This window comes from Thioalkalivibrio sp. ALE17 (assembly GCF_000425605.1).
GTDB lineage: Bacteria > Pseudomonadota > Gammaproteobacteria > Ectothiorhodospirales > Ectothiorhodospiraceae > Thioalkalivibrio.
This window is the reverse complement of record NZ_AUDT01000008.1, coordinates 43502-65269: the sequence shown is the minus strand read 5'-3', so window position 1 is coordinate 65269 and position 21768 is coordinate 43502. Positions and strand designations below refer to the sequence as shown.

The following is a 21768-nucleotide window of genomic DNA, read 5'->3' as shown; positions in this document are numbered from 1 at the left end:
GTCATCGCGAGTCGCACAGCGACGTGGCGAGCTCTCGGGGTACCCCGCGACCGCCGCGTTCCTTCCACAATGAGGGTTACCGGGGCTGAAAGACGCGCGCCTCGCCCTCACCGCGCGGGTCGGAGGCGGCCTCCAGACGGTCGGCCTCGGGCTCCCACAGAATGGCGTGCATGTCGCCGAACGGGCGGACCTGAGGCACCAGCTGGTGCCCGCGCGCGACCAGCTGGCCGCGCAACTCGGCATCAAAGGCGCCGGTCTCGTGCTCGACCCGGTCCGGCAGGTACTGGTGGTGATAGCGCGGAGCCGCCACCACATCCTCGATGGACTGTCCCTCGAGCACCCCGAGGATGCCGTGCAGCACCATGGTGATGATACGGCTGCCCCCGGGCGTCCCCAGGATCGCCACCCGCTCGCCGGTGTCGACGAAGGTCGGGCTCATGCTCGACAGCGGCCGGCGCTGCGGGGCGATGGCGTTGGCCTCGAAGCCGACCAGGCCGTAGGCGTTGGGCTCGCCCGGTTTCGCCGAGAAGTCGTCCATCTCGTTGTTCAGGAGCACACCGGTGCCGGGCACCACATAGCCGGCGCCGAAGGGGTAGTTGAGGGTCAGGGTAGCCGCGACGCGGTTGCCCTCGGCATCGATCACGGAGAAATGCGTCGTCTGGCGGCTCTCGGTGGCGGCGGCCTCCGGGTGGTCGGCCTGCGGATCCACCGACAGCGGCAGGTAGCGGCTGGGGGTGGCCGTGTCCGGATGGATCGTGGCGCGCAGTCCGGCGGCGTAGTCGCGCGACAACAGCCGCTCCAGCGGCATCTCGACATGATCCGGATCGCCCAGATACTCGGCCCGGTCGCGGTACGCGCGGCGCATGGCCTCGATGGTCAGATGGGCGCGCATGTCCGGCGCCAGCGCCTCGAGGTCATAGAATGAAAGGATGTTCAGGATCTGCCCCAGTGCCACCCCCCCGGAGGATGGCGGGGATGCCGTGGTGATCTCGGCCCCGTGGTAATCGAGTCGGATCGGGTCGCGCTCGACCACCGCGTAACCGGCGAGGTCGTCCAGCGTCCAGATCCCGCCCGCCTCGCGCACCCCCGCGACCAGCAGCTCGGCCAGTTCGCCGGTATAGAACCCGTCGCGGCCGGCGTCCGCCAGGCGCCGCAGGGTCGCGGCCAGATCCGGCTGGCGCAGGGGCGCCCCTTCGTCCGGCAGCTGGCCGTCGTCCAGGTAGATGTCGCGCGCGTCTGCCCCGTCGCGCAGGGCCTGGTGGCGGAACCCCGCCATCTGCCGATAGCGACCGCTGACGGGCACGCCATCCTCGGCCAGACGGATCGCCGGGGCCAGGCTGACCGCCAGGGACAGACGCCCGTAGTTCCGCGCGATGTGATCGAGGCCGGCCGGCATGCCGGGGATGCCCGCCGCCAGCACGCCGTCCAGTGACAGTCCGTCGACCACCTCGCCTTCCGCATCCAGATACATGTCGCGATGCGCCGCGGCCGGGGCGGTCTCGCGAGCGTCGACCATCACGCTGCGGTTCGAGTCGGCCTCGTACAGCAGGAAGAACCCGCCGCCCCCGAGGCCGGAGCCATAGGGTTCGGCCACGCCCAGCGCGGCGGTGATGGCCACGGCGGCGTCGAAGGCATTGCCGCCGTCGCGCAGCACGGCCTCGCCGGCCTCGGTGGCCGCGGGGTGGGCAGTGGCCACCGCATGCTGCCCGGGCCCGGCCCAGGCCAGCGGGGCGGCCAGTGCCAGGGTGACAAGGACGGCGCCGCGCTGGAGGGGTCGATGCCAGTCCACGAGGTTGCCTACTTCGCGGCCATCAGGGCTTCATACTTGGCCTGGAGCTGTTCTCGGGTCTCCTTGTGATCCGGGTCCAGCGGGATGCAGTCGACCGGGCAGACATCCTGGCACTGCGGCTCGTCGAAGTGCCCAACACATTCCGTGCACAGATTGGGGTCGATCTCGTAGATCTCGTCACCCGGGTAGATGGCCTCGTTCGGGCACTCGGGCTCGCAGACATCGCAGTTGATGCATTCGTCGGTGATCATCAGGGCCATGGGCCAATCCTCGTATCCAGTCGCAGGGCCCGGCCGCTAGCGCTCCAGGCCGTTTTGTTCGGCCAGCATGCGCGCCACGCCGGGGCTCACGAATTTTGAGACGTCGCCGCCCAGACGGGCGATTTCCCGTACCAGACTCGAGGAGACGAAGCTGTATTCCTCGGCCGGTGTCAGGAACAGGGTTTCGACCTCCGGCGCCAGCTGGCGGTTCATCGCCGCCAGCTGGAATTCGTGTTCGAAGTCGGACACCGCCCGCAAACCGCGCAGGATCACGTTGGCGCGCTGGGCGTGGACAAAATGCGCCAGCAGTACGTTGAACCCCTGCACCTCGACGCCGGGGATCTCGCCCACGGCCTCGCGGGCTAGGGCCACACGCGTCTCCAGCGGGAAGGCCGGGCCCTTGTTGGGATTGGCGGCCACCGCGATCACTACGCGATCGAACAGGCGGGCGGCCCGGCGCACGATATCGGTGTGACCATGCGTGATGGGATCGAAGGTGCCGGGGTAGATAGCGGTAACGGACATGGGCGAAAGGCCGGCCGGGAAAGCCCCCATTAGACCCCAAGCACCGCAAGCAGACAAAATGCGCCCGCCGCACCGCAACCAGGGAATGCCCCATGAGTGACGACTACCGCCCTCCGCTTGCCGACTACTGGGATCAGCTCGAGTCCCGCTACGGTGGCGGCTTCAATTTTCACCAGATCTCGCGCGACGAACTGGCGCAACTGGTGGAACACCTGCGCCACGCCGTGAAGGAAGACCCGCAGGTCACGGACGTCGAGAAACAGAACCTGGGCCTGGTCCTTAAGCACGCTGAACAGACGCTCGAGAAGCGCAAGTAGGCGCGCCGCACACGCCCCGGCCGGAGAGGACCGGCGCGCGCCGCGCAAGCGTGCACCCGCCTAATCGCGCTCCGGTAAAGCCGCGGAGTCCATCGTCGTGGCACAAGGCGGCAGGGCGCGGCATTCGGCCCCCGTGTCCGGCGCATCCGCCGCCGCGCCGAGGGTGCGAGCGTAGCTGCCCGGCCCCGCCAGACCGGCCGCGCAGCTCGCCGCCTCGCGTGCCTGCTCACCGCACTCGCGGGCGATCAGTACATGCGCCAGGTTGTTCCACCCTTCGTGACGCGCCGGATCACGCTCCACGAGGTTCCGCAGGGCGTCCTCGGCCGTGGTCAGGTCGCCCTGGGCAAACGCCACGTTGGCCCGGCCCACATAGGGGATGGCCTCGTCGGGCCAGCGCTCCATCGCCGTTTCATAGCCAGTGGCGGCCGCCGCGAGGCGTCCGGTCTGCTCCAGCTCGTTGACCGCTCGCAGCCAGCGCAGGGGCGTGGCCGTTGCCGGCAGGGTGTCCGGTGCCATCACCAGGAAGGCCCAGCGTTCCCCGCGGGCCCAGGTCCGCTCGAAGCGGGCAAACGAGTTCACATGGCGCTGGATGGGGCCGCTGCGCAGGAAGATCTCGCGATCCTCCAGGTCATAGCCGATCACCACTGCGAAGTGCCATTCCGGGATCAGGGCCACGCCGAGGTTCTGGAACACCACCACCGGGTTGCCGGCGGCCACTTCGCGCAGGACGGTTTCCAGTTGCGGCTCGATGCGGTAGGCGACCTGGTCGCGGGCCCGCACCGCCGCGCGCATCTCGGCCTGGAGACTGCCCTCGCGGCCGGGGAGGTAGACCTCCTCGATCAGGTCATCCAGCGCGGCGTCGATGCCGCGGGCGTTCAGGGCCGTGGCCAGGGCGGCGGGGCCGCACTGGTATTGCTCCTGCGGGAAGAAGGGCGTGTCCGTCAGTTCCACGCGGGTCGGCAGGTCGGCCGGGCGCTCGCTCGCCAGGCTCGCGCTCTGCGGCGCGGTGGCGCAACCGCCCAGGGCGAATGCGCCCATCACCAGGCCGAACACAAGAACGGCGAGCCCGGAGGCTCGCCGTCGGTTCCACGATGCCATGACCGCGTCAGCGGTTGGCGCGCGCCGGACCCACGAACGAGAAGATGTCGGTCACGCCGACCGCATCGAGGATCACGAACACCACGAACACGATGGCGACCACACCAAGGGCGCTGGCGGCGCCGGCCGGGTCGGTCTCCATGTGCGCCTCCAGGCGGGCGAGTTCCTCGTCGGTCAGACGCGCCACGCGCTGCTCGGCCCGTTCGGGGTCGACCCCCATCTCGATCAATTGGGCACGGACCTCGGCGTCATTGAGCTGTTCCAGCAACTGGGCGCGGGTGTCATCCGCGCTGGCCTGCTGGATCATGCTGCCGGTGTCGAGCATGCCCACGCCGGCGAAGGCCGGAGTGGCGGGCAGCAGGGTCAGCGTCAGCGCGACCAGGAAGGCCGCAGGGGCGGACAGGACTTGGCGAAACGAAGGGACGCGCATGGACAGACTCCTCGAATGGGGACGGGGTGCATAACGCTTACGAGTGTAGCGCGCCCACGGCGCAAGGGAACCGGCCGCGAAGAAAAATCGCGGCCGGAATCACAGGCCTCAGCTTTCGTCGGGGGCGTCAACCACGTTGATCTCGTACTCCAGGACCTCGACCCCGCGCGCCCAGGCCCCACCGCACACCGAGTTGTCACGCGTGCGTTCCTGGGTCTCGCCCGGACCGAGGGTGCGCCACAGGCGGGTGGTCGTGCGGACATCGTCCTCCAACTCGCCGGGGCAGTTGTAGGCGGTCTTGGTGACGCGCACCTCCAGCCAGTCGTCGGTGTTGTTGGTCGCCCGCCACTGGCCGCGCACGTTGGCACAGCCGTATTCGCGCATGCGGTACTCGAAGGTGACCTCGTCCGGCGAGCCATCGGCCGGCGCGAAATAGGCGCCCTGCGCGGCGACCTGGCCTGGCGCCAGGAATGCGGCGGCCAGGACGCTGGCGGCCGACAGGGCAAACGTGCGGTTCAGGATTCGCGTGTACATCGTTTCCTCCATCCGGTATCCGGTGTTGGCGCCCGTCTTGCGCGGGCTTGCAGTGCTGTAGACTCCGGAACCGCCCGTTTTGTGCCGATCCCGGTTGTCCGGCGGGGTTTTTCGCCTGCCCGCCTGGATCTTGCATCCCATCCTCGCAAACCGACCTGAAACGCATATGAACGAGATCATCCCCGACTCGACCCTGACCTGCCCGGAGTGCGGCCATCAGAAGACCGAGACGATGCCCACCGGTGCCTGCCAGTGGTTCTATGAGTTCACCGGCTGCGGTGCCCTGCTGAGGCCGTTGCCGGGGGATTGCTGCGTCTTCTGTTCCTACGGGTCCGTGCCCTGTCCGCCGATCCAGCAGGAGGGCCCCGGTGCTTGCTGTACCCCCGGGAGGCCTTCGGGTCCGTAGTCCGCGTATCTACTCGGTCTTCACGTCGAATGGCGGGCAGCGTTTTGGCAACAGCTCGCCGCGGATGCGCGGGTAGCAGGGCAGGCCCCGTTCGAATGGCGGGGCATCCTCGCCCTGTATCAGCGGGCGCAGGTAGTCGCGCGCGGCCTGGGTGATGCCGTAGCCATCCGGGGTGATGTAGTTGCGCGGCATGCCCTGCTCGATGTCCGCGACGGTCTCCAGCGGGGTAAAGCCGATGCTCCAGCGGTACGGCTGGTTGGAGTCCCGGCGAATGATCGGCATGAAGGCGTCCTCGCCGGCCACCACCCCCTCCACCGCCGCGCGCCCGCAGGCATAGGCCTGCTCCACGTCCACCTTCGATGCGATATGGCGCGAGGCGCGCTGGATATAGTCCACCACGGCCCAGTGCAGCTTGTGGCCGGTCTTTTCGCGGATCAGTTCGGCCAGGCGCGGGGCGGCACCGCCGAGCTGGGTATAGGCGTACACGTCGTGACTCTGCGCGACCGAGAACAACTCCCCGTCCGGGTTCTTGATGCCCTCGGAGACGACCACCACGCAGTAGCCGTGGCGCTCGATGGTGCGGTTCAGGTGCTCCAGAAAGTCGTCCTGGTCGAACGGGACCTCGGCGAACAGGATCAGCATCGGCGGCTGACCGTCGAACTCCTGCGCCAGCGCCGCGGCGGCCGCCAGCCAGCCGGCATGCCGACCCATCACCTCCATCACGAACACCTTGGTGGAACTGGTGTGCATGGACTCGACGTCCAGGCTGGCCTCGCGCACTGCCGTGGCGATGAACTTGGCGGCCGAGCCGAACCCCGGGCTGGAGTCGGTTACGGCAAGGTCGTTGTCGATCGTCTTGGGCACGCCGATCGCCTTGATCGGAAAGCCCATGCGCTCGCCCATCTTCGCGATCTTCAAGGCGGTATCCATGGAGCCGCCACCGCCGTTGTAGAAGAAGGTGCCGATGTCATGGGCGCGGAAGACCTCGACCAGGCGCTCGTATTGCGCCGGATCCTTGTCGGGGTCGCCCAGATCGAAGCGGCAGGAACCGAACGCACCGCCCGGCGTATGGCGCAGGGCGGCGAGGGTCAGCGGGTCCTCCTGGTCGAGGTCGATGATCTCTTCGCGCAGCACACCCAGGATGCCGTCGCGCGCCGCATAGATCTTGCCGAAATGGGCCGGGTGGGCGCGCACCGCCTCGATCACCCCCCAGGCGCTGGCGTTGATGACGGCAGTGACTCCGCCCGACTGGGCGTACAGCGCGTTCTGCGGCATGCGAATCCTCCATTTCCTGTGGTTCCCGAAGGCCGAGCAAACACAGTGCCAGGCCGATCACGCCACGATCATTACCGTGGATCGGCCCCTCCGGGTGCTTTTGCTACACTATGCCGCCTTTGACACCCGGCGCGCCGGGGCCGTTCGCCCCGCGACGGGGCTGCTGTGCCCCATTTCGCGCCGTGTCGCCCGATTCACAACAGCATCAGGATTGCATCATGCATATCGGTACCACTCTGACCAACTGCATCATCGAAACCCAGCGCGGCATCCAGGGCGCAACCGGCGAATTCACCGGTCTGCTGAACGACATCTCCGTGGCGTGCAAGAAGATCTCCGACCTCGTTGACAAGGGTGATCTGGTCGGCGTGCTCGGCTCCGCCGGCTCCGAGAACGTGCAGGGCGAGACGCAGAAGAAGCTCGACATCATCACCAACGAGGTGTTCATCGAGAGCCTGAGCCACAACGGCCACGCCGCCGGCCTGGCCTCCGAGGAGATGGACGAGATCTGCGAGATGCCGGCCAACGAGCCGCGCGGCCACTACCTGGTGCTGTTCGATCCGCTGGACGGTTCCTCGAACATCGATGTGAACGTTTCGGTCGGCACGATCTTCTCCATCCTGAAGGCCCCGGAGGGCGTCACCGATCCCAAGACCGAGGACTTCCTGCAGCCGGGCACCAAGCAGGTCGCCGCCGGCTACTGCCTGTACGGCCCGTCCACCATGATGGTGATGACCACCGGCCAGGGCGTGAAGATGTTCACCCTGGACAAGGACTTCGGCGAATTCCTGCTGACCAAGGACAGCGTGCAGATCCCGGAAGACACCCAGGAGTTCGCGATCAACATGTCCAACAGCCGCTTCTGGGAGGCCCCGGTCAAGCGCTACATCGACGAATGCCTGGCCGGCAAGGAAGGCGCCCGCGGCAAGGACTTCAACATGCGCTGGGTGGCCTCCATGGTGGCCGAGGTTCATCGCATCCTGTCGCGTGGCGGGGTGTTCCTGTACCCGATGGACACGAAGATGCAAGCCAAGGGCACGGCCGGCAAGCTGCGCCTGATGTACGAGGCCAATCCGATGAGCTTCATCATCGAGCAGGCCGGCGGTGCCGCCACCACCGGCCGCGAGCGCATCATGGACATCAGCCCCGAGGGCATCCACCAGCGCGTACCGGTGGTCCTGGGCGCGAAGAACGAAGTGGAGCGCATCACCAGTTACCACAACGAGGGCTGATCCCTACGCCCTTTACAGTCCGAGGCCCGGCCCCGCAAGGCGCCGGGCCTTTTTGATGAAGGCAATCGACCATGACCGACTATCGTAGCCGGCAAGACGTCCAGCCCGGACCGCCGCCTGCACCGGGCCGGGGCGAGGCCTTTCGCTACTGGCTGAAACTCGGTTTCATTTCGTTCGGTGGCGCCGCCGGGCAGATCGGGATGATGCACGAGGATCTGGTCGAGCGGCGGCGCTGGGTCTCGGAGAAGCGTTTTCTGCACGCGCTGAACTACGCCATGGTCCTGCCGGGTCCCGAGGCACAGCAGCTGGCGACCTATCTCGGCTGGCTGTTGCACGGGACCTTGGGCGGCTTGATGGCCGGACTGCTGTTCATCCTGCCTTCGCTATTCCTGATCGCCGGGCTTTCATGGGTCTACCTGGCCTTTGGCGATGTGCCGGCGGTGGAGGCGGTGTTCTACGGCATCAAGCCGGCCGTGGTCGCGATCATTGTCTACGCCGGCTGGCGTATCGGCGGACGGGTGCTCAATAACGGCCTGCTGTGGCTAATGGCCATCGCGGCCTTCCTGGCCATCTTCGCCCTCAACGTCCCGTTCCCGTACATCATCATCACGGCGGGGATCCTCGGCTGGCTGGGCAGCCGCGTCTGGCCAGAACGCTTCCAGAACGGCGAATCTCACGGGGCCGGCAGTGTTGAGTCGCGGGGCCCGGCGGTGGTGGATGACGACACGCCACCCGCCCCCTGGATGCAGTTTCGCTGGTCGCGGGTGATTCGCTTTCTGGTGGTGGGTCTGGGGCTGTGGGCCGCCGTGTTCGGGGCCCTGCTCGCGCTGTTCGGCTGGGACGCCACGCTGACCCGCATGGGGCAATTCTTTACCCAAACGGCGCTCGTGACCTTCGGCGGGGCCTACGCGGTCCTGCCCTATGTCTACCAGGGTGGGGTGGAGACCTATGGGTGGCTGAGTCCCGCGCAGATGATCGACGGGATCGCACTGGGGGAGGCCACACCAGGGCCGCTGATCATGGTGGTCACGTTCGTGGGCTTCATTGGCGGCTGGACCCAGGCCTTCCTGGGTCCGGATCAGGTCTTTCTGGCGGCCGTGCTGGGTGCGCTGGTCGCAACCTTCTTTACCTTCCTGCCATCATTCCTGTTCATCCTGGTCGGTGCGCCGCTGGTCGAACGCACGCGCGGGGATCTGCACTTCACGGGGCCGCTGACCGGCATCACCGCCGCGGTGGTCGGGGTGATCGTGAACCTCGCGGTCTTCTTCACCTGGCACGTGCTGTGGCCCGACGGCTTTGACGGCGCCTTCGAATGGTTCTCCGCCCTGCTGGGCATCGCCGCCTTCATCGCCCTGGCCCGCTTTCGCGTCGGGATCATCCCGCTGATCCTCGTTTGTGCGGGGCTGGGGGCGGGCTTCCAGCTCGCGTTCTGATCGCGGGGAGATGCCTCAGACGACGCGGCCTTCGGGTTGCGCGTCCGGGTCCTGGTGCAGGGTGGTCAGGTTGGCGACGGTGGTGTCGGCGATGTTGGTCAGCGCCTCGTGGGTCAGGAAGGCCTGGTGGCCGGTGACCAGCACATCGTCGCGCTGCATTAGCCGCGCCAGGCGCCGGTCCGGAAGACCGGCCAGCGACCAGTCGTGGAAGAACAGCCCCGCCTCGGCCTCGTAGACATCCAGTGCGAATCCGCCCAGCTGACCCGAGTCCAGTGCGACCTCGGCGGCATCGGTATCCACCAGCGCCCCGCGCGCCGTATTGATCAGAAAGGCCCCTCGCGGCATTTGCGCCAGGGTGTCGGCATTGATCATGTGCCGGTTCTCCGGCGTCATCGGGCAGCTCAGGCTCACCACCGAGGACTTGACCAGTAGCGTGTCCAGGTCCCGATACTCCACCCCCGCGGCCTGCAGCTCGGCGTTAGGGTGCGGGTCGTGCGCAAGCACGCGGCAGCCAAAGCCGAGCATGATCCGGGCGAAGGCCTGGCCGATGCGCCCGGTGCCCACCACCCCCACTGTACGCCCCACCAGATCGAAGCCCGTCAGGTGATCGAGCCGGAAATCGCCGCGTCGGGTCCGCTCCCAGGCCCGGTGCACCCGGCGGTTCAGCGTCATCAACAGGGCGACGGCATGCTCCGCGATCGCGTTCGGGGAGTAGGCCGGAACCCGCCCCACGCGCACGCCGCGCTCGCGGGCCCGCGCCACATCCAGATTGTCGTACCCGGAGCAGCGCAGCGCGATCACGTGGATGCCCTGATCCGCCAGCCCGTCAATCACCCGGCGGTGCAGGTCGTCGTTGGTGAATACGCAGACCGCATCCGCACCCCGGGCCAGGTGCACCGTCTCCGCAGTCAGGCGCTCGGCGTACACCACCGGCACCAATTCGGCGGCCACCAGAGCCGGTATCAGGTGCTCGCGATCATGCTGCTGGGTACTGAAGACGGCGACCTTCATCGCATCCCCCGGACAGTGGTTGGGCCAAACTCCAGCATAACCGGGAAAGGTTACCGCCCGGGTGGATCGTGCCCCGTGATTGGCGCACTATGTTTTGACCCGCACGCATCGATTTCGGCGCTGCCTGCGGCGGGCGTCCGGGAGCAACCTATGCATGTGATCGCCCCACAAGCCGTGGATACGCTGATCCGCCTGCTGGCCGGTGATGGCTACGAGGTGGTGGGTCCGACACGGCGCGACGGCGCGATCGTCTACGATCGCGTGCAAGGTCTGGATGACCTGCCGGTGGGCTGGGGGGACGAGCACGCCCCCGGCCACTACCGCCTGCGCGAGCGTGACGACGCGGCCCTGTTCGGCTACGTGGTCGGGCCGCACTCCTGGAAGAAGTACCTGTTCCCCCCGCAGGAGACCCTGTTCCGGCTGACCCGCCAGCCGGACGGCAGCTTCGTGACCGAGCCGGGCGAGCCGGCACCGCCCCGGCGCGCGTTCATCGGCATGCGCGCCTGCGAGCTGGCGGCGATCGCCGTGCAGGACCGGGTGTTCCTCGGCCAGGCGGTGCAGGATCGCGGCTATGCGGCGCGGCGCCAGGATGTGTTCATGGTCGCGGCCCACTGCGCGGAGCCCGGCGGCACCTGCTTCTGTGCCTCGATGGACACTGGGCCCCGTGCGCGGGAGGGCTTCGATCTGGCCCTGACCGAGGTGGTCGACGCCACGCAGCATTTCCTGGTCGCCGAGGCGGGGAGCGAGGCCGGGCGCGCGGTGCTCGACCGGCTGGAGCCGCGCCCGGCCACGGACGCCGAGCACGCCGCCGCCGAACGCGTCTGGGCCGAGGCGCCGGAAAAGATGGGCCGACAGATGCCGGCGGACGCCCGCGAGGTGCTGAACCGGGCCTTCGAGCACCCGCGCTGGGAAGAGACGGCCGAGCGCTGCCTGTCCTGCTCCAACTGCACCCTGGTCTGTCCCACCTGTTTCTGTTCCCAGGTCGAGGAGGTGCCCGATCTGGAAGGTCAGCGCACCGAGCGCGTGCGGCGCTGGGATTCCTGCTTCAACCAGGAGCACTCGCACCTGGTCGGTGGCGCCCACCGCGATTCGGTCGCCGCGCGCTATCGCCAGTGGATCACCCACAAGCTGGCCACCTGGCACGATCAGTTCGACACCTCCGGCTGTGTCGGCTGTGGACGCTGCATCACCTGGTGCCCGGTGGGAATCGACATCACCGAGGAGGTGACCGCCGTGCGCCGTGATGCGGAGGGGCAGCGATGAAGGAACTGCTGGCCATCCTCGAACAGCAGCCGTTCTTCGAGGACTTCGACCCGAAGCACCTGCGCCTGCTGGCGGCCTGTGCGGCCGAGCGCAGCTACGAATCCGGCGCTCGGCTGATGCGCGACCACGAACCCACCGAGACCTTCTGGCTGATCCGCGAGGGCCAAGTGGCGCTGGAAGGCCGCGTGCGCGAGGGCAATGTGCCCTTTATGACCCTGGGCCCCGGTGACATCCTCGGCTGGTCCTGGCTGCTGCCGCCGTACCGCGCGAGCTACGACGCGCGCGCGACCACCGACTTGCACACCCTGCGCTTCGACGCCGGCGTGCTGCGCGAGCGAATGGAGGCCGACCCGGCGCTTGGCTATACCCTGATGAAACACTTCGCCGCACTGATCGTCCAGCGCCTGCAGGCCGCGCGGCTGCAGGCGCTGGATATCTACAGCCACGGAGGGTCCGAGCATGGCCACTGACGCGGCCGCGACCCTGCCGGACCAGGTGATGGCCCCCCAGCCCTGGCGCATCTACTCGGTGCACCGCGACGTGGCCAGCAACGAGGTCTTCAGCTGGGAGCTGCGCCCAGCGCCCGGGGTGGAGCCCGGCACCCTGCCGGCGCCCGGGCAGTTCAACATGCTCTACCTGTTCGGCGTGGGCGAGGTGCCGATCTCGGTCTCCGCGATCACGGACGACGGCGGGATCGTGCATACCATCCGCGCGGTGGGCAGCGTGACCCGGGCGATGCAGGACCTCGAGGCCGGCGCGGTCGTGGGCCTGCGCGGCCCGTTCGGCACGGCCTGGCCGCTGGAACAGGCGCGCGGCCGCGACCTGGTGCTGGTCGCCGGCGGCATCGGCCTGGCCCCGCTGCGTCCGGTGATCCATGCGGCGCTCGAACGGCGCGCGGACTTCGGCCGGGTGGTGGTCTGCTACGGCGCGCGCGCCCCGGGGGACATGATCTTCCGCGACGAGCTGGATGCCTGGGCCGCGCGCGACGACCTCGACCTGCGCGTGACGGTGGATCGCGGCACCGCGGCCTGGCGTGGCGATGTCGGCGTGGTCACGCAGCTGATCGACCGCGGCGGCTTCGACCGGCGCAACACGCTGGCGATGGTCTGCGGCCCGGAGGTGATGATGCGCTTCGCGGCCTCCTCGCTGGAGCGACGCGGCGTCAAGCCGGAAGACATCTTTGTCTCCATGGAGCGCAATATGCGCTGCGCGGTGGGCTTTTGCGGGCACTGCCAGATCGGGGCGCACTTCGTCTGCCGCGACGGCCCCGTGTTCCCCTACCCGGTGATGGAGCCGGCCTTTCGGATACGCGAACTATGAGTGCCGAACGTCCGACCCTTGCCGTATTCAAGTTCGCCTCCTGCGACGGCTGCCAGCTCAGCCTGCTCGACTGCGAGGACGAGCTGCTGGCGGTGACCGACCGGGTGCAGATCGCGCACTTCCCCGAGGCCACCCGCACCCGCATTGATGGGCCCTGGGACCTGACGCTGGTGGAGGGCTCGATCACCACGCCGGAGGCGGCCGAAGAGATCCGCGAGATCCGCCGCGCGTCGAAGTTCCTGGTGACCATCGGCGCCTGCGCCACCGCCGGCGGCATCCAGGCCCTGCGCAACTTCGCCGATGTCGAGGCGTTCACCCGTCAGGTCTACGCCCACCCGGAATACATCGAGACCCTGGCCACCTCGGATGCGATCAGCCAGCACGTGCCGGTGGACTTCGAGCTGCGCGGCTGCCCGATCGACAAGTACCAGCTGCTGGAGGTCATCAGCGCCTTCCTCTACGGCCGCCGCCCGCAGGTCTCCAGCGCCAGCGTCTGCGAGGAGTGCAAGCGGGCGGGACAGGTCTGCGTGATGGTCGCCCACGGCACGCCCTGCCTGGGCCCGGTCACCCACGCCGGCTGCGGCGCGCTGTGCCCCGGCTGCCACCGCGGCTGCTACGGCTGCTTCGGCCCCAAGGAGACGCCCAACGCGCCCGGTCTGTCCGGGCAGCTGGAGGCCCTCGGCATGGAGCGCGCCACCCGCGTGCGCTTCTACCGCACCTTCAATGCCGGCGCCGACGCCTTCCGCGAGGAGAGCGAGCGCGAAGAATCAGGAAACGGACCATGAGCGAGACCCGCACCATCGAAGTCGACTACCTCGCGCGCGTGGAGGGCGAGGGCGCGATGTACGTGCGCACCGAGGGCGACCGCGTGGAGGAGGTGAAGCTGTCGATCTTCGAGGCCCCGCGCTTCTTCGAGGGCTTCCTGCGCGGACGCGACTTCCGCGAGGCCCCGGACATCACCGCGCGCATCTGCGGCATCTGCCCGATCGCCTACCAGCTGGGCGCCTCGCTGGCGATGGAGGACGTCTGCGGGGTAACCGTGGATGGCGTGCTGCAGGACCTGCGCCGGCTGGCCTACTGCGGCGAATGGATCGAGAGCCACGCCCTGCACGTGTTCATGCTCCACCTGCCGGACTTCCTTGGCTATCCCGACGCGGTCACCGCCGCGAAGGACCACCCCGACATGGTGCGCAACGGCCTGCGCATCAAGAAGATCGGCAACGCCATCCTGCGCCTTTTGGGCGGGCGCGAGATCCACCCGGTCAACCTGCGGGTCGGCGGCTTCTACCGCACGCCGACGCCCGACGAGGTCGCCGGGCTGCGCGAGGACCTGGCCTGGGGCCTGGAGGCGTCCTGCGAGGTCGCCGAATTCCTCGCCACCCTCGACTACCCGAACCTGGAGCGCGACTACGAGTTCGTGTCGCTGGTGCACCCGGACGAATACCCGATCACCCACGGCCGGCTCGGCTCCGGCAGCGGCCTGGACGCCGCCATCCGCGACTACGACGACGTCTTCACCGAGGAGCACGTGGCCCACTCCAACGCCCTGCACAGCCACCGTTCCGACAGCGGCGAACCGGTGTTCATGGGCCCGCTGGCGCGCTTCGCGCTGAACCGCGAACGTCTTACCCCGCGCGCCGCCGAGCTGGCCGAGCGCGCCGGGCTGGGCACGGCCTGTCGCAACCCGTTCCGCAGCATCCAGGTGCGCATGATCGAGATCGTGCTCGCCTTCGAGGAGGCCCTGCGCCTGGTCGACGGCTACCGGGCCGCACCGGCCGAACCCGCGCTGCCGGTCACCCCGCGCGCCGGCACCGGCTTCGGCGCCACCGAGGCCCCGCGCGGCATCTGCTACCACCGCTACCGCATCGACGACGCGGGCATCATCACCGACGCCAAGATCGTCCCGCCCACCTCGGTCAACCAGCCCACCATCGAGGCCGACCTGCGCGAACTGGTGCAGAGCCACCTTCACCTGCCGGACGACGAACTGCGCCACCACTGCGAGGTCGCCATCCGCAACTACGACCCCTGCATCTCCTGCGCCACCCACTTCCTCGACCTCACCGTCGACCGCCAGTGAGTGCGCACCGACCCGGCGGAAACGAGGAACCTTTCCATACCGATGAAGATGAGCCCTCTCCATTGGTAAGGGCCTGCTCCGAAGGCCGCATTCCCCTTGTCGACCCCACCCCGGGTTGTGCGACGCTACCGAAATTGGCTCGCCTCACCTATATTCAAGCGAAGCTTAAACTGCGCGGGTTCGCTCACTGACTCGAAGGCCACACCAACGTGCATCTTTCCAGAAGACCTAGCTTGTCCATGACCAAACAGCAGACTCTATCAAAGGAAACCAATTCATAGATTATGAACTATTACGCGAAGGACTGCGAATTAGTACTTGCTCTTGTCGCCCCTGTCGGAGTCAACTTAGACGACGTTGAAACCAGGCTCGAATCCCTGCTCAGCCAATTCGGATATTCAACAGCGATTTTTCATTTGAGCCAGATCGCCGCCAATCTGGAAGGGCATCAATCGTCCGAGCATCAAAGTGAGGCCGAAAGGCTGGATGCTGGTATGAACCTCGGTAACAGCCTAAGGGAGAAGTATGACCGAGGAGATGTTTTGGCTCTTCTCGCCATTCAAGCCATAAATGATCGCAGGGGTTATGAGCAGGATGCTCCTGAGCCTTTGTCTCGAGCTGCGCATGTAATCCGATCTCTCAAACACGAAGATGAGGTTGAAACGCTTCGGCAAGTCTACGGCCCAGGGTTCTTTCTTATAGGGGTTTCCTCATCTCTAGAAAGCCGAAAACAATACCTAAAAGAACTAAAAGGTGTTCCAGAGGAGGAGATTCATAGACTGATTGAGCGCGATGACAAAGAAAATCGTCCTCTAGGGCAGCAGACAAGAGATGTGTTTCAGCTGGCGGATGCATTCCTCACCACTGATGCTCCTACAGTCTTGGAGAGTCAGTTGGGGCGCATAATGGACCTGATTTTTTCCAAGCCTGTTGTGCCGCCTACGGCTGAGGAATACCCAATGTTCATGGCCTATGCTGCGTCTTTACGCTCCGCAGATCTTGCCAGACAAGTGGGCGCGGTAATCGTGAATGAAAAAAATGACATAATATCCACAGGCGCGAATGATGTGCCGGCTTATGGTGGCGGGCTCTACTGGACAAACCAAAATGACCAACGAGATTACGTCCGAGGGTGCGACTCGAATGAGCAGGAAAAAATTGAGATCGCAAAGGACGCCGCCACCAGAATTTTAGGGGAAGAGGCTCAGAGCGCAGACCTGGAAGAGGCCGTAAAACGCCTCAAGGGGTCTAAATTAATGGATATAACCGAGTATGGAAGGTCAGTCCATGCCGAAATGGAGGCTCTGCTACAAGCTGCTCGCAATGGAACTCCTGTACGGGGAGGAACGCTGTTTACAACTACTTATCCGTGCCACAATTGTACCAAGCATATCGTGGCAGCAGGGATACAAAAAGTCATATACATAGAGCCTTATCCGAAGAGTTACGCGACTACGCTACATGGTGATGCAGTTGAAGACAAAGGGTCGCAATCGTCCGATAAAGTGGAATTCAAGCAGTTCGTTGGGGTTGGCCCGCGTCGGTTTGTGGACCTTTTTTCTATGAAGTTGAGTAGCGGGCGAGAACTTCCTCGAAAATCAGAAGGAAGAATAATTGAGTGGCATAGGCGTCAAGGTGAGACACGTGTCCCAATGTCACCATTATCGTATCTAGATTCAGAAGTATCGATAAGGCATGAGCTTGAAGAACTTTTGGAGGGCGGGAGAGATGAGAAGAAGGGATAATTCAGAGAATGCCAACAGAGTGTATAGTGGCTGGCCAGGGTGGAAGAAAGAGTTTTGTCTCACAAAATACTCAGCTTGCAAGGATGAGTCCAGCGCTGGTCGTGACCAAGAAAAATCGAGGCCGAGAACTGTAGTTCGTAAGTTGCGGTAAGTGGGTACAAAGGCTACGAGGCTGCGATTGGATTGGACGCGCACAGAGGCAGTGACATCGCTCGATAGAACGGCTTTGGTGTGTGTCCAAAGCGATGTAAACGACGACCGGTGAAGGGCGTTCGACTGTGGGGTCCGGAAGCTCTCTGGCCTTCCTTGAGAAATTTGTACTTTCGATCGGTGGATATGGGACAGCCTTGCGAAGCCTCCGCTGTCTATCGGTTCATTCGGGAGCGCCAGTAGGCGGGGCATCGTGCGTGATGCGCAAAGCCCAGGACGATGATGCGACGGGAAGACCCGAGGAAGACGATGTCATACGGGAAGCGGCGCAACACCAGTCGGCGCACGCCTTTCCGGCCTAGATGCCCCGGCATGGGACTTCCGGAGACCAGACCGTCTTCAAGCAGTTCGAGGCCCGCGTTCAGCGACTCGCGAAACTGCCGCCCGAGCCCGGGCTGTTCGTGTTCGTACCAGTCAGCCGCCGCTTCTGCTTCATCGGCCGCGGCGGCGACGATCTCCAGTATGGGCATCCATGCTCATCCGGTCCGGTCCCGCAAACGTCGATTGAGTTCGTCACGCGAGAGGGTTTCCGCGTCCCCGCTCTCGACCTGCGCAAGGCGGCGGGCAATCTCCTGCTCCCAGGCCGCGGCGACGCCGGTGTCCGGCGCCCCCTCCAGGGTCTCCAGAAGATCATGCACCAGCCGTGCACGCTCCGAGTCCGGGAGCGCTCGCGCCTGGTCAAGAATCGTTTCGAAGTCGTCGCCCGGCATGTCTGACACTGTTCACAAGGGGTGGTGGCCTTTCAGGTTACGCCTGTGCCGGAGCGTGTTCCAGCGAGCCTGGGTACCCCCGGCGCTGGCCGGCGACTCACACGCTTGCCGGGAACCGGTCCGGCAAGCGAACCGCTTCGCGGGATGCGGGCCGTGAGCACTGACAAGGGGCCGCTGGTCATCGGCATCGGCAACCCCTGGCGCGGCGACGACGGCATCGGCCACGCCGTGGTGGACGCGCTGGCCGATACCCCGGGCCTCGCCACCGCGAAGAGCCACGGCGAACCCGCCGAACTCATGGAACTGTGGCAGGGCCACGACCCGGTGATCCTGGTCGATGCCATCGTCACCGGCGCCGCCCCCGGCACCCTCCACCGCCTGGATGCCCGCGAGCCCCTGCCGCGCGGCGCGCGCTACTCCTCCCACGGTATCGGCCTCGCCGAAGCCGTCGAACTTGCCCGCTCCCTGGGCGAGCTTCCCCAGCACGTCATCGTGCACGGCATCGAGCCCGCCTGCCTCGAGGATGGAGCCGCCCTCTCGCCCGAGATCTCAGTTGCCATTGTCCGGATGTGCGAGAACATCCGAATGGAGCTCACCGGGCCCCGGCCTGGCGCCTCTCGCTGACCGGAACCCTATGGGGGACGGATCAGGCGGAGGATGAGGCCGGGAAGGTAAAGGACTCATCCCGGCCGGCCCGGATGCAGTTGCTTTCGCTGGCGCCCATGTAGAGATACCAGGTTTGCTGGGTAAGAGGTTCCGGCTGCGTGAATACTGCCGGGGCCAGGAGCGCCAGATTGGCGCCTCGCTGAGGGTCGCGCACAGATTCATAACGGATGGCCTGGATACCGGCTCGTCGCGCTTCGGCAGCGAGCGCCCGGGTGGCGGTGTAGTCGTCCGGGTGGGTCCACTGGGCGCGATCCTTGTTGAGCGGCGGACGGGTCAGGTCCAGGTGACTCGGGGTGCGCCAGGCGACGCTGAAGACCGTGAGCGATTCGTGGGCTTCAGGTAACGGTGTGCCCGGGGACGCCTCGAAAAAGTGTCGGCGCCAGTAGCTGAACTCGGCCAGTCCGGTGCGGACGGCTTCGGCACAGTAGAAGACGCCCTCGCCTTCCTGGGGTCGACGGAACCGGGAACCGAAGGGCGACGGCGGATAGCGGAACGGCGTCTTGAGGAGGTAATGCAAATGCGCCGTATTGGCGGGAAAGGCGGGCTTGGTCTCCTCCAGAATCGCCTCCAGCACTTCCTGCTCGTCCCGGGTACTCACGAGCTTGCGGGTGGACACGGTGTACTGATGCTCCACCACCCGCCATCCCTCGCCGTTCGCAGGCGCGGCTTCAGATGCGAGCGCGGTGTGCGTCCACATACTCGACTACGCGAGCCAGCCCCGCCACATTGTCCACCAGGTCTCCCGGAACACCGTGCAGGTCGGCATTGGGATTGCGCATCCAGGCCCGAAGGGAACGCTCGTCGCCGGCCGTGATGGCGTCAAGTCCCCGGTAGAGACGGACCAGCAGGGCCGCGATCTCCCAGTGCTTGGTGCGCTCGTCCAGGAAATAACCACCGGCGTACATCCGGCTGATTGTAGCGGGGCTCAGCCCCAGGGCACGGGCCAGCTCCGACTGTTTCATGCCGAGCCGTGCCCCCGCCTGCGCGACAGCCCTGGTGAGTACCTCCTGGCGCTGTTCCGCGTTTGCCGTTTTTTTCATATGGCCCTCCCGGGACAAGAAGGAATATTGCCATAGAAACTATAGAGCCAGGTTTTTCCTGAGGCAAACAAATCGCGTGGGCGCCAAGTCGCAGTGTCCCTTTTGGTTCACGCTGGGGTGTCCGGCGACCCGGCGTGTCGTCAGGCCCGGGGCCACTCGCGCGTGGCTTGCTGGTAGAAGGCCGGGTCGTCGGTGGTGGCGCCCTGCAGGGTGCAGACGGAGGCGGCAAATCGGAGGGCGCGCTCCAGGGTGGTCGCCCAGGGCCAGGCGTTCTGCAGCCCGATGATGGCGACGCTGGCGAAGGCGTCGCCGGCGCCCACGGCGTCGCGGAACCCGTCGACGGGCGGTGCGGGTGCGTGCCAGTGCTGGCCGTCTGGGCCGTGGATGGCGGCACCACCGGCCCCGTGGGTGACGATCAGGGCGGAGCGGATCGCGGCCCGTTCGAGCAGCGCGGTCGGGCGCTCGGCCTCGGCGACATCCGGGGCCAGGGTCGCGGCCTCGTCGGTGTTCAGCTTCACCACGTCGGCGCCGCGGATCAGCGCGAGGACGTCATCGGTGTCGTACCACGGCGTCCGCAGGTTCACGTCGACGAAGCGCTGGCGTGAGCGGGCCCGCAGGCGTTCCAGCAGCTCGCGATTGCCGGTGCGCAGGGCCAGCGTCCCGTGATAGAGGAGCATGGCCGTAGCCGGCAGCTGCTCCGCCCAGTCCGCCGGGACGTCGTCATAGGCCTGGCCGGGGACGATGGTGTAGCTCGGCTCGCCCTGCTCCAGGGTGACGCGTACCTCGCCCGTTGGGGCCGTGGGGTGCTGGTACAGCCCGCGTGTATCCATCCCGATGTGGTGCATGCGTTCCCGCACGCGGCGGCCATCGGCGTCGTCGCCGATGCCGCCCACGAAGCAGGCGGCGGCACCCAGCTGATGCAGGTTCCAGGCGACGTTAAAGGGTGCGCCACCGAGGACGCGTGTGCCGTCGGAGAAGCCGTCGAACAGGACCTCGCCGAAGATCAGGTGAGATGGGGGCGTGCCGTGCATGGCGTCTCCCGGGATCGGTCAGTCGTTGGCGCGTTCAATGCGGTCGCGCCCGCGTTTCTTGGCCTGGAGCAGGGCGTGGTCGGCCGCGTCGAAGATCGCCTCCGGGGTCGCGGTGGGATTGATACCGGCCAGGCCCGCGGAGATGGTGACCTTCAGCCGGGTGTTCCCGGCGCGCACGATCAGGCGATCGACCGCCTCGCGGATAGTGTCCGCCTGTGTATGGGCGGCCGCGGGTTCGCGGTAGAGGATCATCACGAATTCCTCGCCGCCGTAGCGCGCGACAAAGTCGGGTGCGCGGACCCCTTCGGCCAGGATCTCGGCGACCGCCCGCAGGACCTTGTCGCCCGCGCTGTGTCCGTATTCGTCGTTGATGGTCTTGAAGTGGTCGATGTCCCAGACCAGCAGGGAGGCGGCGCCGGCCTTTTTCAGCTCCGCCGGGAGCTGGGCCAGGCGCTGTTCGAAGGCGGTGCGGTTGGGCAGGCCGGTCAGGCTGTCGCGCGTGGCCTCGGCGCGGGCCTGTTCCAGGCGCGTGCGCAGGGCCTGCACCTGGCCCTCCAGACTGCGGCCCTTGGAGCGCAGGGCGCGGTTGCGCTCCAGTGCTGCCAGCAGCTCGGTTTCCTGTTCATCGCGAAACGCGGTGACCCGCTCCACCATGCGGTCGAGGCCGCGGCTGACCTCGGTGCGCAGGGTCGCCAGATCGTCGACGTCGACGACCCGGCCCTTGATATGGGCGACATCGCCGGAGATCCCGGCATGCAGCTCGGACACGGATTCGCGGGCGCGTTCGCCGCGGGCCTCGTCCTCGGACAAGGCGGTGTCGACATCCTCGAGGCGGTGCCAGATCTCGCCGACGACCTCGGTGAGCTCCTCGCGCTCGGTCATGGCCTTCTGGCACTTGTCGTGCAGGACCGTGAACAGACGGTTGAGGGTGCGTTCGATCTCCGCCTTGTCGCGGCGGTCAGCGGCCCGGGTCAGGGCGTCCACCTCGGAATCGAGGAACTCGAAGCCGTGCAGGCCGCGGCGCACCACCTCGAGGATGCCCTCGGCAAGATCCTGGCGATGGTCGCTGGAACGTACCGCGTCAGCGAGCTGGCCGCTCAGGCGGTCCAGCCAGGCGGTGTCGCCGGGGTCGGACTCGATGGCCCGGGTCAGGTCGCGGACCGCGCCCTCCAGTGCCGGCACCTTGGCGGACACCACCGCAAGCGAACGCAGCGCGACTCGGCGGATCGTGTCCTGCAGGGCCCGTTCCCGGTCCAGCGAGCGTTCGAGCTCGATGATGGTTCTACGCAGATCGCTGTCGGACATCGGGAAATCCCGGAAGGTAGGCGTGTCTATTTAAACGCGGAACAAGGGTGGATGCCACCGCCGGGATCGTACCCGTATACGGGCAACG

25 protein-coding genes are annotated in these 21768 nt (G+C 66.6%); 11 read left to right on the top strand and 14 right to left on the bottom strand.

The window, feature by feature from the left end; all coding sequences use genetic code 11:
• Positions 1-76: 76 nt before the first annotated feature.
• From ggt to coaD, 3 genes are read right to left on the bottom strand one after another with little or no spacing between them, the layout of a single operon-like run.
• Complete coding sequence (gene ggt, locus H609_RS0107270; protein WP_028484657.1) at positions 77-1789, bottom strand: gamma-glutamyltransferase; 1713 nt, start codon at positions 1787-1789, stop codon at positions 77-79.
• 8 nt (positions 1790-1797) lie between these two features.
• On the bottom strand, positions 1798-2049 hold the full coding sequence (locus H609_RS0107265) for a YfhL family 4Fe-4S dicluster ferredoxin (protein ID WP_017942992.1): 252 nt from the start codon (positions 2047-2049) through the stop codon (positions 1798-1800).
• A 36-nt stretch (positions 2050-2085) separates the two neighbouring features.
• A complete protein-coding gene (gene coaD / locus H609_RS0107260; RefSeq protein WP_018867926.1) occupies positions 2086-2574 on the bottom strand; it encodes a pantetheine-phosphate adenylyltransferase in 489 nt (162 codons plus the stop codon).
• A gap of 92 nt (positions 2575-2666) precedes the next feature.
• On the opposite strand from coaD, the gene H609_RS0107255 reads away from it, so the two are divergent.
• Complete coding sequence (locus H609_RS0107255) at positions 2667-2891, top strand: hypothetical protein (protein ID WP_018877013.1); 225 nt, start codon at positions 2667-2669, stop codon at positions 2889-2891.
• Positions 2892-2951: 60 nt separating this feature from the next.
• Here H609_RS0107255 and H609_RS0107250 read toward each other — a convergent pair whose 3' ends face one another.
• The 3 genes from H609_RS0107250 to H609_RS0107240 form a co-directional block, all read right to left on the bottom strand.
• Complete coding sequence (locus H609_RS0107250; RefSeq protein ID WP_051206767.1) at positions 2952-3929, bottom strand: PA2778 family cysteine peptidase; 978 nt, start codon at positions 3927-3929, stop codon at positions 2952-2954.
• Positions 3930-3996: 67 nt separating this feature from the next.
• A complete protein-coding gene (locus H609_RS0107245; protein ID WP_018867923.1) occupies positions 3997-4419 on the bottom strand; it encodes a PA2779 family protein in 423 nt (140 codons plus the stop codon).
• 108 nt (positions 4420-4527) lie between these two features.
• Positions 4528-4965, bottom strand: coding sequence for a hypothetical protein (locus H609_RS0107240; RefSeq protein ID WP_018867922.1), 438 nt, complete (start codon positions 4963-4965; stop codon positions 4528-4530).
• Between the two features lie 154 nt (positions 4966-5119).
• Here H609_RS0107240 and H609_RS0107235 point away from each other — a divergent pair, with 154 nt between their 5' ends.
• Entirely contained in the window at positions 5120-5359 is a 240-nt protein-coding gene (locus H609_RS0107235) for a GDCCVxC domain-containing (seleno)protein (protein WP_028484655.1), read from the top strand.
• A 9-nt stretch (positions 5360-5368) separates the two neighbouring features.
• On the opposite strand, the gene H609_RS0107230 is transcribed toward H609_RS0107235, so the two are convergent.
• Positions 5369-6634 carry a 6-phosphofructokinase gene (locus H609_RS0107230; RefSeq protein WP_028484654.1) on the bottom strand — a complete coding sequence of 422 codons (1266 nt, stop codon included), beginning with the start codon at positions 6632-6634 and terminating at the stop codon, positions 5369-5371.
• Between the two features lie 218 nt (positions 6635-6852).
• Between H609_RS0107230 and H609_RS0107225 the strand changes: the two genes are divergently transcribed.
• Positions 6853-7866 (top strand): class 1 fructose-bisphosphatase, encoded by a 1014-nt coding sequence (locus tag H609_RS0107225; RefSeq protein ID WP_018877009.1) that lies wholly within the window; start codon positions 6853-6855, stop codon positions 7864-7866.
• Positions 7867-7937: 71 nt separating this feature from the next.
• Positions 7938-9299 carry a chromate efflux transporter gene (gene chrA / locus H609_RS0107220; protein ID WP_018877008.1) on the top strand — a complete coding sequence of 454 codons (1362 nt, stop codon included), beginning with the start codon at positions 7938-7940 and terminating at the stop codon, positions 9297-9299.
• A 15-nt stretch (positions 9300-9314) separates the two neighbouring features.
• On the opposite strand, the gene H609_RS0107215 is transcribed toward chrA, so the two are convergent.
• Entirely contained in the window at positions 9315-10310 is a 996-nt protein-coding gene (locus tag H609_RS0107215; protein ID WP_028484653.1) for a 2-hydroxyacid dehydrogenase, read from the bottom strand.
• A gap of 150 nt (positions 10311-10460) precedes the next feature.
• Between H609_RS0107215 and H609_RS0107210 the strand changes: the two genes are divergently transcribed.
• From H609_RS0107210 to H609_RS13825, 6 genes are all read left to right on the top strand, one after another.
• Positions 10461-11573, top strand: coding sequence for a sulfite reductase subunit A (locus H609_RS0107210; protein ID WP_018877006.1), 1113 nt, complete (start codon positions 10461-10463; stop codon positions 11571-11573).
• Positions 11570-12043, top strand: a complete 474-nt coding sequence (locus H609_RS0107205) for a cyclic nucleotide-binding domain-containing protein (protein ID WP_018877005.1) — start codon at positions 11570-11572, stop codon at positions 12041-12043. Before H609_RS0107210 ends, H609_RS0107205 begins: the two co-directional genes overlap by 4 nt.
• Complete coding sequence (locus tag H609_RS0107200; protein WP_018877004.1) at positions 12033-12893, top strand: FAD/NAD(P)-binding protein; 861 nt, start codon at positions 12033-12035, stop codon at positions 12891-12893. The genes H609_RS0107205 and H609_RS0107200 overlap by 11 nt, the downstream gene beginning before the upstream one ends.
• On the top strand, positions 12890-13678 hold the full coding sequence (locus H609_RS0107195) for an oxidoreductase (protein ID WP_018879309.1): 789 nt from the start codon (positions 12890-12892) through the stop codon (positions 13676-13678). The genes H609_RS0107200 and H609_RS0107195 overlap by 4 nt, the downstream gene beginning before the upstream one ends.
• Entirely contained in the window at positions 13675-14973 is a 1299-nt protein-coding gene (locus H609_RS0107190) for a Ni/Fe hydrogenase subunit alpha (protein WP_028484652.1), read from the top strand. Before H609_RS0107195 ends, H609_RS0107190 begins: the two co-directional genes overlap by 4 nt.
• Before the next feature lie 284 nt (positions 14974-15257).
• Positions 15258-16718 (top strand): anti-phage dCTP deaminase, encoded by a 1461-nt coding sequence (locus H609_RS13825; protein WP_038028899.1) that lies wholly within the window; start codon positions 15258-15260, stop codon positions 16716-16718.
• A 365-nt stretch (positions 16719-17083) separates the two neighbouring features.
• Here H609_RS13825 and H609_RS0107180 read toward each other — a convergent pair whose 3' ends face one another.
• Positions 17084-17398 (bottom strand): type II toxin-antitoxin system RelE/ParE family toxin, encoded by a 315-nt coding sequence (locus tag H609_RS0107180; RefSeq protein ID WP_018877000.1) that lies wholly within the window; start codon positions 17396-17398, stop codon positions 17084-17086.
• Between the two features lie 6 nt (positions 17399-17404).
• A complete protein-coding gene (locus H609_RS0107175; protein WP_026280559.1) occupies positions 17405-17638 on the bottom strand; it encodes an addiction module protein in 234 nt (77 codons plus the stop codon).
• A 144-nt stretch (positions 17639-17782) separates the two neighbouring features.
• On the opposite strand from H609_RS0107175, the gene H609_RS0107170 reads away from it, so the two are divergent.
• Positions 17783-18262 carry a hydrogenase maturation protease gene (locus H609_RS0107170; RefSeq protein WP_028484651.1) on the top strand — a complete coding sequence of 160 codons (480 nt, stop codon included), beginning with the start codon at positions 17783-17785 and terminating at the stop codon, positions 18260-18262.
• A 22-nt stretch (positions 18263-18284) separates the two neighbouring features.
• On the opposite strand, the gene H609_RS0107165 is transcribed toward H609_RS0107170, so the two are convergent.
• The 4 genes from H609_RS0107165 to H609_RS0107150 all read right to left on the bottom strand — a co-directional run bounded on the left by H609_RS0107165 (position 18285) and on the right by H609_RS0107150 (position 21680).
• Complete coding sequence (locus tag H609_RS0107165; protein WP_231369973.1) at positions 18285-19001, bottom strand: RES family NAD+ phosphorylase; 717 nt, start codon at positions 18999-19001, stop codon at positions 18285-18287.
• Positions 18973-19344, bottom strand: a complete 372-nt coding sequence (locus H609_RS0107160) for an antitoxin Xre/MbcA/ParS toxin-binding domain-containing protein (RefSeq protein ID WP_028484649.1) — start codon at positions 19342-19344, stop codon at positions 18973-18975. The genes H609_RS0107165 and H609_RS0107160 overlap by 29 nt, the downstream gene beginning before the upstream one ends.
• A 140-nt stretch (positions 19345-19484) precedes the next feature.
• Positions 19485-20375 (bottom strand): PfkB family carbohydrate kinase, encoded by an 891-nt coding sequence (locus H609_RS0107155; RefSeq protein ID WP_028484648.1) that lies wholly within the window; start codon positions 20373-20375, stop codon positions 19485-19487.
• An 18-nt stretch (positions 20376-20393) separates the two neighbouring features.
• On the bottom strand, positions 20394-21680 hold the full coding sequence (locus H609_RS0107150; RefSeq protein ID WP_028484647.1) for a GGDEF domain-containing protein: 1287 nt from the start codon (positions 21678-21680) through the stop codon (positions 20394-20396).
• Positions 21681-21768 lie beyond the last annotated feature (88 nt).

Coding starts and splice junctions, on each gene's coding strand:
- H609_RS0107265 (WP_017942992.1), bottom strand. CDS start 2,049: ATGGCCCTGATGATCACCGACGAATGCATCAACTGCGATGTCTGCGAG.
- coaD (WP_018867926.1), bottom strand. CDS start 2,574: ATGTCCGTTACCGCTATCTACCCCGGCACCTTCGATCCCATCACGCAT.
- H609_RS0107255 (WP_018877013.1), top strand. CDS start 2,667: ATGAGTGACGACTACCGCCCTCCGCTTGCCGACTACTGGGATCAGCTC.
- H609_RS0107250 (WP_051206767.1), bottom strand. CDS start 3,929: ATGGGCGCATTCGCCCTGGGCGGTTGCGCCACCGCGCCGCAGAGCGCG.
- H609_RS0107245 (WP_018867923.1), bottom strand. CDS start 4,419: ATGCGCGTCCCTTCGTTTCGCCAAGTCCTGTCCGCCCCTGCGGCCTTC.
- H609_RS0107240 (WP_018867922.1), bottom strand. CDS start 4,965: ATGGAGGAAACGATGTACACGCGAATCCTGAACCGCACGTTTGCCCTG.
- H609_RS0107235 (WP_028484655.1), top strand. CDS start 5,120: ATGAACGAGATCATCCCCGACTCGACCCTGACCTGCCCGGAGTGCGGC.
- H609_RS0107230 (WP_028484654.1), bottom strand. CDS start 6,634: ATGCCGCAGAACGCGCTGTACGCCCAGTCGGGCGGAGTCACTGCCGTC.
- H609_RS0107225 (WP_018877009.1), top strand. CDS start 6,853: ATGCATATCGGTACCACTCTGACCAACTGCATCATCGAAACCCAGCGC.
- chrA (WP_018877008.1), top strand. CDS start 7,938: ATGACCGACTATCGTAGCCGGCAAGACGTCCAGCCCGGACCGCCGCCT.
- H609_RS0107215 (WP_028484653.1), bottom strand. CDS start 10,310: ATGAAGGTCGCCGTCTTCAGTACCCAGCAGCATGATCGCGAGCACCTG.
- H609_RS0107210 (WP_018877006.1), top strand. CDS start 10,461: ATGCATGTGATCGCCCCACAAGCCGTGGATACGCTGATCCGCCTGCTG.
- H609_RS0107205 (WP_018877005.1), top strand. CDS start 11,570: ATGAAGGAACTGCTGGCCATCCTCGAACAGCAGCCGTTCTTCGAGGAC.
- H609_RS0107200 (WP_018877004.1), top strand. CDS start 12,033: ATGGCCACTGACGCGGCCGCGACCCTGCCGGACCAGGTGATGGCCCCC.
- H609_RS0107195 (WP_018879309.1), top strand. CDS start 12,890: ATGAGTGCCGAACGTCCGACCCTTGCCGTATTCAAGTTCGCCTCCTGC.
- H609_RS0107190 (WP_028484652.1), top strand. CDS start 13,675: ATGAGCGAGACCCGCACCATCGAAGTCGACTACCTCGCGCGCGTGGAG.
- H609_RS13825 (WP_038028899.1), top strand. CDS start 15,258: ATGAACTATTACGCGAAGGACTGCGAATTAGTACTTGCTCTTGTCGCC.
- H609_RS0107180 (WP_018877000.1), bottom strand. CDS start 17,398: ATGCCCATACTGGAGATCGTCGCCGCCGCGGCCGATGAAGCAGAAGCG.
- H609_RS0107175 (WP_026280559.1), bottom strand. CDS start 17,638: ATGCCGGGCGACGACTTCGAAACGATTCTTGACCAGGCGCGAGCGCTC.
- H609_RS0107170 (WP_028484651.1), top strand. CDS start 17,783: ATGCGGGCCGTGAGCACTGACAAGGGGCCGCTGGTCATCGGCATCGGC.
- H609_RS0107165 (WP_231369973.1), bottom strand. CDS start 19,001: ATGTGGACGCACACCGCGCTCGCATCTGAAGCCGCGCCTGCGAACGGC.
- H609_RS0107160 (WP_028484649.1), bottom strand. CDS start 19,344: ATGAAAAAAACGGCAAACGCGGAACAGCGCCAGGAGGTACTCACCAGG.
- H609_RS0107155 (WP_028484648.1), bottom strand. CDS start 20,375: ATGCACGGCACGCCCCCATCTCACCTGATCTTCGGCGAGGTCCTGTTC.
- H609_RS0107150 (WP_028484647.1), bottom strand. CDS start 21,680: ATGTCCGACAGCGATCTGCGTAGAACCATCATCGAGCTCGAACGCTCG.